At 69.2% G+C, this 11,279-nt stretch carries 8 protein-coding genes; 5 read left to right on the forward strand and 3 right to left on the reverse strand.

What is annotated here, in order from left to right; genetic code table 11:
- Positions 1-637 precede the first annotated feature (637 nt).
- The 5 genes from ACJA3G_RS18490 (at position 638) to ACJA3G_RS18510 (ending at position 6,052) form a co-directional block, all read left to right on the forward strand.
- Positions 638-2,230, forward strand: a complete 1,593-nt coding sequence (locus tag ACJA3G_RS18490; RefSeq protein ID WP_406554109.1) for a Mu transposase C-terminal domain-containing protein — start codon at positions 638-640, stop codon at positions 2,228-2,230.
- On the forward strand, positions 2,227-3,051 hold the full coding sequence (locus ACJA3G_RS18495) for an AAA family ATPase (RefSeq protein WP_406554110.1): 825 nt from the start codon (positions 2,227-2,229) through the stop codon (positions 3,049-3,051). The genes ACJA3G_RS18490 and ACJA3G_RS18495 overlap by 4 nt, the downstream gene beginning before the upstream one ends.
- Before the next feature lie 11 nt (positions 3,052-3,062).
- Complete coding sequence (locus ACJA3G_RS18500) at positions 3,063-3,866, forward strand: AAA family ATPase (protein WP_406554111.1); 804 nt, start codon at positions 3,063-3,065, stop codon at positions 3,864-3,866.
- Positions 3,863-5,284 carry a hypothetical protein gene (locus ACJA3G_RS18505; RefSeq protein WP_406554112.1) on the forward strand — a complete coding sequence of 474 codons (1,422 nt, stop codon included), beginning with the start codon at positions 3,863-3,865 and terminating at the stop codon, positions 5,282-5,284. The genes ACJA3G_RS18500 and ACJA3G_RS18505 overlap by 4 nt, the downstream gene beginning before the upstream one ends.
- 159 nt (positions 5,285-5,443) lie before the next feature.
- The gene (locus tag ACJA3G_RS18510) at positions 5,444-6,052 is read left to right on the forward strand and encodes a hypothetical protein (protein ID WP_406554113.1); all 609 of its coding nucleotides are present in this window, start codon (positions 5,444-5,446) and stop codon (positions 6,050-6,052) included.
- A gap of 350 nt (positions 6,053-6,402) precedes the next feature.
- Here the strand turns inward: ACJA3G_RS18510 and ACJA3G_RS18515 are convergent, their stop codons facing one another.
- The 3 genes from ACJA3G_RS18515 to ACJA3G_RS18525 all read right to left on the reverse strand — a co-directional run bounded on the left by ACJA3G_RS18515 (position 6,403) and on the right by ACJA3G_RS18525 (position 10,893).
- Positions 6,403-6,960 carry a hypothetical protein gene (locus ACJA3G_RS18515; RefSeq protein ID WP_406554114.1) on the reverse strand — a complete coding sequence of 186 codons (558 nt, stop codon included), beginning with the start codon at positions 6,958-6,960 and terminating at the stop codon, positions 6,403-6,405.
- A gap of 21 nt (positions 6,961-6,981) precedes the next feature.
- Positions 6,982-7,887 (reverse strand): hypothetical protein, encoded by a 906-nt coding sequence (locus tag ACJA3G_RS18520; RefSeq protein WP_406554115.1) that lies wholly within the window; start codon positions 7,885-7,887, stop codon positions 6,982-6,984.
- A 186-nt stretch (positions 7,888-8,073) separates the two neighbouring features.
- On the reverse strand, positions 8,074-10,893 hold the full coding sequence (locus ACJA3G_RS18525) for a Helicase associated domain protein (protein WP_406554116.1): 2,820 nt from the start codon (positions 10,891-10,893) through the stop codon (positions 8,074-8,076).
- Positions 10,894-11,279: the final 386 nt, after the last annotated feature.

The raw sequence follows: 11,279 nt of genomic DNA on the forward strand, positions 1-11,279 counted from the left end.
GTGTGAAGTTCGGGGGATCTGTCGCTGAGGCGTCCGGCTTCGCGTGTCGTCGGTGGAAGCCATCTATGTGCTGGTCGGCGGCCGGTTGGCTGTCTGGGTTTGGTGTCAGTGGTCCGGATGCTGCGGTGTGAAGTTCGGGGGATCTGTCGCTGAGGCGTCCGGCTTCGCGTGTCGTCGGTGGAAGCCATCTATGTGCTGGTCGGCGGCCGGTTGGCTGTCTGGGTTTGGTGTCAGTGGTCCGGATGCTGCGGTGGCATGAGTCCGTATCGGCCGGTGACGTCTTCGCCGAGCCTCCTCCTGCGGGGGTCCTGTTGTCCGTGTACGCCGCACGTCCGGAGGACGGCTGGGGGGGGCATGCAGCGGAGTCGACGGGGTGTTGCCCGGTGACGGGCAGGGTGCGCTCTTTAGCGCATTTGGGTGCGAGGTGGGGGAGAAACGTATCTCTGTCACCTGTTCTGGTGATCGTAGGGACTGTTGTCCGAGGTTCTGGATCTAGCGTCACTTCCGTTGCTCCTGTCCCATGGGGCGCTGGCTGAACTGCCCTGTCCGGGGCGGTCGTTGACTGTCGGGAGCTTGGGGTTGTGATCGTCGTGCTGTTACCCGCCTGCGTTGGCCGGTCGTGTGGGCGCTGGTGCCGGTGACCGCGACCGAGGGCGTACCCGAGGCGGGGTTGGGCCGGCACCGGGATGAGTTGCGGCCGGCTGCGGTGGCTCAGCTGCTGCGGCTGCGGGAGAGCGGGGAGTTGAGGACCGCGCATGTGCGGCTGGTCGCCGATTCGGTGGGTGTGAGCGTGCGGACGGTGTGGCGCTGGCTGGCTGAGGCTGAGCAGACCGGTTCGCTGGAGAAGCCCGAGCGCAGACGGTTCCGTATCACCGAGGAGGTCATCGATGTCCTTGCTGACTGTCAGGGCAATGTGAAGCGCGCTCATGAGCATCTGGTCGAGGTGGCGGTGGCGGCGGGGGAGAAGCCGCCGGGGCTGACCACGCTGCATGACGCGATCGCCCGGGATCTCGATCCGGGTTTCATGGCGGGTCTGCGGGAGGGGATTCCCGCGGCCCGGGGGTTCGACCCGTGCTTTCAGCGGCCGCAGGTGGCGCGGAACGAGGTGTGGGAGGGCGATCACAAGCAGGCCGAGACCGTGGTGATGATGCCCGACGGGAAGCCGTCGCGGGTGTGGGTGACGTGGTTCGAGGACCGCGGTACGGGCTATGTGATGGGCTGGGCGGTCACTGCCGGCTCCGCGCACCGCGGTTCCGTCCTGGCGGCCGTACGTGCCTCCGTCCTGCGTGAGGCGCCTTATGGTCCGGCCGGCGGGCTGCCGGGTCTGGTGCGCGTCGACGGCGGCGCCGACTTCCTGTCCAGGACCGTACGGCGGGCTTTCGGCCTCCTCGGCGTGCCGGTCCACCGGGTACGCAGCGCACGCCACAAGGGCGGCATCGAACGCCTTAACCGTACGAGCATGACGCGGTTCTTCGCTGATCTGCCCCGCTATACGAAAGCGCCCCGGCTCGATCACCGCCGCCGCCTCGGTGAGACGGACCCGCCGTTGACCTTCGAGGCGTTCGTGGGCCTGCTGGGGGAGTGGGTCCACCAGCACAACACCGAGCACGTCGTCCAGCGCACCGGGATGACGCCGCTTGCCGCCTGGCAGGCCGACCCGGCAGAGATCCGGCCCGAGCCGAACGCGGTCGAGCTGCGCGCCTTCATGCTGGAGAGCGACCACAGGGTCCACAGGATCACCAGCCATGGGGTGGAGTTCGCGGGCCGTGCCTATATGCCGGAGAACGGGGTGGGCCGGATCGGGCTCGAGGTGCGGGTGCGGTGGATGCCGCACCACACCCACGAGATCGATCTGTACACCTTCCGCGGCAACCGCTACCTGGGCCGGGCCTTCCTCAGTAACGAAGCCAGCGAGGAACTGCGCGCCAAGGTGCTCCTTGAGCGCGACGAGCACAGCAGGGTGCTGCGGGCGGCCCTGCAGCGCTCCGGTGAGCGCCGGCGGGAACGTCACCTGCCGTCTACCCGGCCCGAACTGCCCGTGAGTGCCGTGCGCATGACCGAGGCCGAGGCCCGCGCAGAACTCGAGGGCGCGAGGGCGCCCGCCGCGCCGCGCCGCCGCACCCAGCCGTACCGGCCCCTGACCCCCATCCCGGCCACGTGGAAACGCCCCGGGCAAGACCCCCACGACACCACATCCGCCAGCACTGCATCCAAGGACGACGCCTCGTGACAACCGCCCCCAAGCGCACGCACCTTGGCCAGCGCCGCCAGTCGGCCGCCGCCCCGGCGAGCGAGACATCCAGGCGCCGCCCCGACCTGCGCCCGCAGCACTTCCTCGGTCTCAAGGACTCCACGCTGGTCGCCACGGACACCCTGCTGCAGATCAAGGACACCGTCATCGACACCGTCGAGTCCAGGGCCATGTCCGTGATCTACGGCGACCCGGGGCTCGGCAAGAGCTTTTCCACCCGCGCCACGATCCAGGAGATGAACCCGGACCTGATCCTCCCGCTCGACTTCGCCCGCTCCCGCCCCGGGCCGAAGGACCTGCGCGAGGAGCTGTTCCACCAGATGCGGCTCAACTGCAAGATGCCCGGCACTCCGACCGCGTTCGACAAGCTGCTGCGCGAGGCCTTGCCCCGGCGTCCGTACGTGATCGTGTGCGACGAGGCGCAGCAGTACCGGAGGGAGAATTTCGAGTTTCTGCGCAAGCTGTGGGACAACTGCGATCCCCAGCCCGCCATCGTGTTCGTCGGCGGCCGAGAGGCCTACGAGACGCTGCAGAGCGACCCGGCGCTGGCCTCCAGGATCTACATCCGCCTGGAGATCCTGGCGATGACCGAGGACGAGATCCTCACAACGGTTCCCGGCTCCCACCCTGTGTGGCGGAGCGTGGATGAGGCGCTGCTCAAGCGGATCGACACCCAGTACGCGCTCGGCTCGTTCCGCGAATGGGTGAAGGTGACCAAGCACGTCCTGAAGGGCATGGAGTACCTGGGCGCCGACCAGGTCGACGAGACAGTCGTCGACTGGGCTCTGGCCCGGTGCTGACGGTGGCAGCCGTGCGGTCTTTAGCGGCTCTTGGGCAGCCCTTCCCCCTTGCCGACCAGGCTGCGCTCGAGGACCTGCACTTCCTCGGCCTGGCCGGGGCGCGCACCGTCATGACCCCCGGCCTTGTGGCCCTGGGCCGTGCGCTCGCCGACGCCCACCGGCAGCGGCGTTTCCTGTGCGTGCTGGGCGACGCCGGAGTGGGCAAGACCTTCGCAGTCCACCACACGGGCCACACCCGTTTCCCCCGGGCCTATGTTCCGCTGCGTCTGGGGGCTCGGCCCCGGCCGGCTGACCTGCGCGCCCACCTGCACCACGCTCTGCGGCTGGAGGGCTCTGCGCCTGGCGGACCGGCGGCTGCCGACGCCCTGATCCGCCGTGCGCTGAGAGCCAGGCCGCGCATCGTGGTCGTCGACGAAGCCGACCGGATACCCGGGGCCTGCTTCGAGTACCTCCGGTTCCTGCACGACGACCTTCTAGGCGGACTGTGCACCGTCCTGATCGCCGGCCAGCACGGCGAGAAGGCGCTGCGTGCTCAGCGGATGCTTCACACCCGTACCGCGGCGTGGCTGACGCTCCCGCCGCTCACCCGTGACCAGGTCCCCCTCGCCATTGCCGCGCTGCACCCGCTGTGGCAGAGCGTCACTCCGGATGATCTCTGCTTGCTGGACGGCCACTTCGCCCACGGCAGCCTGCGCCGCTGGGCCCTGCTCACCCACCACGTCCAACGCGTCCTGACCACCACCGGCGCAACCAGCCCCGCCCCGGGTCTGTTGCGGCAGGTCGTCCGCCGTATCGATACCTCCCGCCGCCCATGACCGCTCCCGCCCGCCTCGCCGCACCGCCGGCCCCGCCGCCCGTCACGCTCCTGCTGGACGCGAGCGACGACCGCACCGTCCACCACGCCGCTCATCAGCGCGCCCACCCTGAGGGCGGCCGCATCACCACGGACCCCACCCCGCACACCAACAGCCTCGCCTACCTCGCCCTGGACCTGCTGGGCGCCATGGGCCGCGACAGCTTCGCCCGCCCTGACGCCGAGCGGATGGCCACCGACGCGGCCTGGCGCGCGGTGACCTGCTGGACCTTGACCACAGGAACCAAGGAAGCCATCGTGCTGCGCGCCCACCGCCTCACCCCCGAGCGCCTTAGGCGCCTGGCCGTCTGGCGTGCCGAGACCGGCATCCGCCTCACCCTCATTGCTCACACGCCCACCCCGGCCGATGAGCAACGCCTGCAAGAGCGCCTCATCGCCGCCCGCCTGTCCAGCCTGCTGGCCGTGCGCGGCACGGACGCCGTCGTGAACGCCATCGGCCCACCCACCGTCCAGCGTCGTCCTGGCCCGCCCCCGTCCGATCAGGTCCATTTGCTGCCCGACCTGCCCCACAGCGACGTTGCCTCCTTCCGCGCCGACTGCCGGCGCCACCTGGACGATGGGGACTTCACGTGCGCCGACCGTCAGTACCGTGCCGGCTACGCCGCCGCCCGCACCTGGCTCGCCCGCCGTGGGCCCGCATCACCCCTTCCGTCGCCCCCGGCCAAGGGCACCGGCTCCGAAGGCGCCGATGCCTGGCAGGACATGGAGGGCTTGCGCCTGTTCCTGGCCCGGCTGACCGTCTCAAGCCCCAGCCCCCAGCACACCCTCGCCCGCGTGCGTGGTGCCCAGGCCGGATTCCTCAGCCGGCAACTTCGCCTCGACGTCCCCAGCGACCTCACCGAGTGCGGCGGACCCGGCATCACCACGGTGCCGATCACCCCGCACGTGGCCCACACCCTTGCTACGCACCTGCCCAATCCGCTGCGTGCCGCCGCTGTGGCCGCCCTGCTGTTCACCGGCACCGCCCCGGGGCTGCTGTCCATGACCCAGATCACCAGCATCGACGAGCACGCCACCCGTCTGGCCATCGACCGCGACTCGAGGGTCAACGTGGGCATGCCACCCGGACCGCGGCACATCTACGCCATCCCGCCCCGCGCCCGCTCCCTGCTCGCAGCCGCCCTCGCCTTCCGACGGCGTACCCCGCGTACCATCGGCCATTTCGGGCTGTTCGCGGGCTGCTTCGGCACTCCCGTCCGCTTCGACCACCTCATCCGCGATGCGGGCCTCGATATCCCCGCGGTCCGGCACCCCCATCCGGCACAGGACTGGCATACCGCTGCCCATTGCTGGCACCTCAACACTGCCGATCCGGCTGTCCCGGCCGTCCGGGGTCCCTCGCTCAGGGCATGCCCGTGACCGAACCTGCCCGGTTCTCCTCTGCGCGCACGCCGCGCCGGTTGTCACAGCCCGCCGATAACGTGGCCGATACGGCTACGTCCTGTGGGCGGCCCGCTCAGAAAGTGGTGGAAGGACGTGCACATGGCGAGTACGAGAAGCATCCTGCGGGCGGCGTGGGTGCCGGACGACGATCCCGAGCGGGGCTGGGACGTTGCAGCCGACCTGGCCGTGGACTGGATCCGGCGAGAGTGCGTGGAGCAGGGCGCCACCGGCGTGCTTGTGCTCAATGCCTTCGGGGCCGAACAACAGGTCCCGTCCCTGCGGCGCTTTGCGGGAGAGCACAGGGTCACCACACCGCGGGCCTCGCGTGACCGGGCCGGTCGCGGTACCGGGCCGGTCCTTGCGTACGTACCGGACGAGAAGACCCTCGACTTCGCGATGAGACTTGCCCGGGCGTCATCGCTGGCTGTGGTGGAGAGCGTCCACGGGTTCCCGCTCAAGGGATGGGCGCGCGAGTTGGGGGCCGTCGACCTCACCCGGCCCGACGAGCAGCCTGCCTCGCTCAATCCCGAACTGGCGGCGGCGATCGACCGGCTGGACTTCTACAAGAACAACGGTTTCGGTGACCGCTTCGGCAAGCAGCAGGCCGAGCACATCCTGCAGGACCTGCGCGGCGCGGGAATCTTGGAGAGTGATGTCATCCTGGGGGCTTTGGCGGCGCGCGGTGCCTCCGACCGGGCGGTGCGCAACCTCCGCAAGCTGATCGACGGGCTGGACCGCCGCTGACTGCTGAGGGATTGGCGGGCTGCTGCGCGCCCAAGACGAGGTACAGGCGCGGCTGCCCGGCACGCAGGTGCTCGCCGCTGCCGTGCCCTGGCGCCGGACTGCCAATGGGCAGGTCCCCTGTCGGTGGCACCGCACATGCATGAACCGGGTAACCAGCCGCATTCCGGTCCCGGCTGGCGTCAGCGGCCTCGTCTGCGTGAGGCTGCTTTCTCCGCTGACCTTGCGGTCCGACTCCACTCGCCCAAGGCATAGTCTCGTGAGCGGGGATGCTCCATGACGGAGCAGCGGGCTCGGGATGCTGGTGTGTGCTTAAGGCAGTTGCGCATGCCCTGGGTCGGTCAGCGGCGGCGTCAGGAGGAGGAGGAGCCACCTCGACGACGGACCCAGTCGGGATCCCGCGCGGGCGGGGCGACAGCTGCGGGCTCGGCCAGGTCGGCATCAGAGATGCGCATGACACTATCGAACAGCCAGACGAGCCGGGCGAACCGGCATACGGCGAACACCATCGCGTACTCAAAGACAAATCGCGCAGACAGGGGGTCTTGGTCACGGTCAACGGCCAAGGAGGCCAGAAGGAGCAGACAGGCCAGCGCGGTGCCCTGCAGCAGACTGCGCCAGCTGCGCCGCAGACTGTGCTGCTGCTGGCGCCGTACCGCACGCAGCCGCTCCCCGTTGGCCGCGCTGTACAAGGAGATCGCGATGGCGCTCAGGCCGCCGATCGCCGACGTGACACCGGCCGCCGCGGCATACAGGTCGGTTCGCTGAGAGGAGTCGATCCAGGCCAGGAAATCCCCCCGGTGCCACCAGCGTGTCACGCCTGCATGGGTACCGGCCACGACTGCGGAGACCAGGTAGTCGCCCCACAGGTGCTCAGCCCAACGCTCTACGGCCCTGTCGCGTACGCCCACCTGATCCCCCATTCGAGCAGGTCACGGCCCCCCGGCGTCGACCGCCAGCCGCAGGGCTTCCTCGTGCTCGGCGGCTGCTCCAAGGATCGCATCGACCGCTGACACAATCCGGATTGACCTGCCTTCGCCATCAGTGGCCGGTACGCGCTTTTTTGCCGTAATGCTGTGCTCCACCAGCTCGACCAGCCTCGTGCGCTCCTCGCCTCCTGGATCAGAGAACACCAGCCGCGCACGGGCACGCTCCGCGCCGGTGACCAGGTCAGAGATCTCAGCCAGATCGGCCAGCAGGTGCTCGCGGTGCTGGCGCAGCTCCTTCTTCTTCGGAACCGAGATGATCATAGTGACGCTGATATCCCCGTATGCCTCGCTGGCCACCCGCAGTGTACGGGCCAGCCCGCCGCTGCGGTCGCCCAGCGCGCTCATCTGGTTGGCCATCACCTTCACCTCAACACGGCTTGCGCCCGCGGCCGTCTTCAGCTTCTCGATCTCGGCGTGGGTGACTACCGGCCGCACTTCGAAGACGTGGCCCGGGAACATCCTGATCCCGTTGAGCCAGGTCTCAAGCGCCTTGTGGGAAGGCGCGGAAACCCCGCCCTGCATGACGCCCACCACGTTCCCGAACGGCAAGAAGCAGATCACCGAGGTGTCCAAGTACCCTTCCTGCGCGGACTGCTCAAGCTCACGCAGATCCCCGGTGTCGAAGTTCAGTACGGACAGCCACTCACCAGCTCCCTTGACCCGGTGCAGCAACAGGTGGTCCTGCATGTCATAGGTGGTGAGGGTCCCCACCAGGCGCGTGTCGCCCTCGACCGTGCGCTCGGAGACGTCCACTTGGGCAAGGTCGGCCAGCATTCCGTCCCAGTCCAGCGACTGCGACATGCGATTAGCCTGGCCATCCTTGACGACGACGACCTCGTAGAAGCCCACCGTCCGTTCCTTCATGTGCCCCAGCGTTGCCAAGGCCCACCCCCTTGCTTCGAGGTTGCAGCAGTACAGACCCAGGTCAGGTGCACCACCTACGGTCTGCTGAAGCGATGGTAGGCCCGCAGCACAACAGTTACCCTTTCATCCGCCAACAGTCGTGCCCCGTTCAACGTTCGCGGTCGGCCTCGCCTACGGCCGGCTGGTCAGCTCCGTGGTGGCCCACCCAAGTCCGAGCTCGGCGAGTTGGTGGAGTTGTTCACCATCGAGGCTGGTGCGTCGTTGGCGTGTGGTGTGGAGGCGTTGGCGTAGCCGTACTTCGATGCTGTCGATGACGGTCGTCCAGGTGGGGTCGACGGTGTGTTGTCCGTGTTCGTTGACGAGCGGACCCACCTCATCAAGGTGTTTCCGGGCAGCGGCTACGAGGAGTTGGAAGCGCTCGGCACGGCTACGGCGTCGAATAGCGCTCCCGGTCGCCCCTGTGTCCGTGTGCGTGTGCTTCCCACCCTCCGCTGCGCCGTGCCCAGCGGCGTCTGCCGTCGCACGTCCAGTCTCCCTCGCCATCGTGGCGATCCCGCGCTGGGCAAGAGCCTGTTGTTGTTCGGGTCGCAGGCTGGTCCAGCGTGCGAGTTGTCCGGTGATCCATTGTCCGAGGTCTTCGCTGCCGTAGCGGCGGGGCCCGGTGAGCAGATCGCTCACGCTGCCGCCGTCGCCCACGTAAAGATCCACGAGGGTGAGGTGGCGTTGCCAGGCGGCGTTCCAGGGCCCGCTGACTTGCCAGGGCACGCCGAGCTCATCGAGCTCGCGTACCCGCTGTGGCCAGCGGCGGGTGAAGGCATCCCGTCGGCAGTCGGTCATGATCCGTCCGATGTCGCGGACGCTCCCGTCGATCACGATGGTCTCGTCGCGGCGGGGGAGGAGGTGGCGGCGCCTGGTGGCGTAGGTGGTGATGGCTTGCCAGTCGGCCTGCCAGGCGTCTTCGCGTGGTGTCCATTCGATGCCGAACTCCTCCAGCTGCTCGGTCAGGCGCGCATCGAGTAGTCCAGCACGGTAGGTTCTGCGCCAAGTCTCGACGTGCACGCCGAGCAGGACATCCCCTTCGCGGTGGTCGCGCGGGACCTTTAGATGGCCTTCCCGGGCGTGGTAGTGGCGGGCGGCTTCCAGAGCACGCCCGGTGTCGTCGCCGATGCCTTCACGTACGCGGACCCGTACCCACTGCGCGAGCTCCGCGGCATCGCGCTCGGCCTGGAGGAACCGCAGCACCCCCTCCACGCCCGAGTCCTTGTCCGCCCCCGCCTCATCGCCGCCTTCCTCGGCGTCCTCGACCGCGGGTGGCTGGTGCGGGGTGCGGGGTGTGGCGAGCTGGTCGATCAATGCCTCGCTGTGGGCGCGCAGGGCCCGTAGGAGGGCGACGACGCCGTCCCAGGCGGGCCCGTACAGATCACCGCGGCTGCCGGGCTCGAGATGGACGACGGGCACCACGATGGTCGCGACCTTCTCCACCAGCTCCACCGGCCGGCCCGCGCCCTCACCACCGTGCTGCTCGGTCTTGCCGGCCTGCTCCGCCTGGGCACGTTGCTCGGCGGGGATACGCAGGGCGCGGCCGACGCACTGGACGAGGTCGATGGCGCCCTGGCGGGGGTCGATGAAGGCGACGGAGTCGACGGCGGGGACGTCGACGCCTTCACCGAGCAGCCGCACGGAGGCCACCACGCTCAGATCCGCTGTCTTCCCGTCCGGGCCCCGCCCCTGGGCGAGCTGCCGGCGCAACACCGCGTGCCGCTGTTCAGGAGTGTTCTTCGCGGACAGAGCCGCGCCCCAGACCCGCTCAGGCACCCCGATACCCGCGGCGCGGAGTCGTTCGCCCTGTGCGGTGAGGGTGGTGGCGAAGGCTTCGGCGTCCTCGACCCGGTTCGCGTACGCCAGTACCCGCCGCAGTCCGTACTGGTGTGCGGCCTTCAGCAGCGCCGTCTGCTGCGCAGCCAGATACAGCCCGCGCGCCTGCTCGCTGGCCCGTCCCTGGGCCGCGACGACGTCCTGCAGAACGGGGTCGTCGATCTCGGCGACGACGATCTGGAACCGGGCGGCCAGGCCAGCGGCCTGGGCCTGCTGCAAGGTGAGCTCGAAGGCGACAGGCCCGAACCAGGCCGGGTTGTCCATCGAGGCCAGCGGCCGCTCACCGCCCTCGACCGGAACCCGCAGCCTGACATCCCCCGCCTCCCGCTGCACCCCGGTCCTGCTCCCGGCCGTGGAGCCTTCGCCGTGAACGTCTTCATCACGGTCGTGCTGAGCGTGCTCCTTTTCGGCGTCCTCAGCGTCGGTCAGCCAGCCCAGTCCGGCGTCGCCGACGGCCGGGCGGGACAGAGTGCTCCAGATCCGCGGGGTCGCGGTCAGCGCGAGCCGCCGACGGGCCGGCACCACGTCCTGCTCGTTTACCAGCGACCAGCTGGTCGTGCCGGCGCTGCGGTGAGCTTCGTCGGTGATAAGCAAGTCCCACATGGGCAGCGCCGGAATGCCGGGCACGGCCAGGGCGTGGGCGTCGGCAATGGCGGGGATGGAAGCGTAGGTGGTGAACACCGTCCAGGCCCGATGCCCCTGCCTCTCCAACTGGCGCCACCACCAGGCAAGTTGAGCCGGACCCGTGGTCGACGGCGCGCCGCACGAGGCGAGAACCGGATCCCCCGCACTAAGAGAGCACATCACCGCCATCGCGCCACGACGGCCGCCATCACGCCGGAAAGCCAGGAGGTTCTGCTTCACCAGCTCCAGCGTCGGCTCCACCACCAACACCCGCCCGCCCGCGGCCACCCGGTTCGCCACCTCCGCCGCCAGCCGCGTCTTGCCCGTTCCGCACGCCATCCGCACCTGTGCCCGCAGCTCCCCGGCCGCACCACCGGCAGGCGCCTCCAGCGCTCTCACGACCGCCTCACAGCCGGTCATCTGATGCGGCATCAACATCTGCACCTGCTCCGCCTCCCACCTCAGCATCACGGCGTCCGGAGAGCCATCCATGTCCTGACACCATCTCACACAAAATTTCATTTTGCTCTAGATGCTTGCCTTCTCGACGGTTTCCCCGCTAGGCTCGGGCACCAGCCGGTCCCGATCGTGACCAGATCAGCAGCGCCACACCCTCGATCTCCTCGGCGAGGGAGCGGGAGCCAAACCAGCAGGGATCCCACACGTTAGAGGCATCAACTCACCTCAAAGTCGGTAGACTTGTGAGTAAGGCCCGAAGTGGAACAACTTTCGCCCCTAGCCAGCGCAAGGAAGCCGCGGAGCGGATTCCGCAGGCCGAATCGCGGAGCGATTCGTGCCGCAGTCAACGAAGTTGACTGCACCCGGCGGCGGAGCCGCCGGCCAGGCCGCGCGGAGCGCGGCGCTTCTTCCGTCGCGTA

It is taken from the genome of Streptomyces sp. YS-3 (assembly GCF_045257485.1).
Classification (GTDB): domain Bacteria; phylum Actinomycetota; class Actinomycetes; order Streptomycetales; family Streptomycetaceae; genus Streptomyces.

Excerpts from the sequence above, each read along its gene's own strand:
- ACJA3G_RS18505 (WP_406554112.1), top strand. The coding sequence starts at position 3,863 with ATGACCGCTCCCGCCCGCCTCGCCGCACCGCCGGCCCCGCCGCCCGTC.
- ACJA3G_RS18525 (WP_406554116.1), bottom strand. The coding sequence starts at position 10,893 with ATGGATGGCTCTCCGGACGCCGTGATGCTGAGGTGGGAGGCGGAGCAG.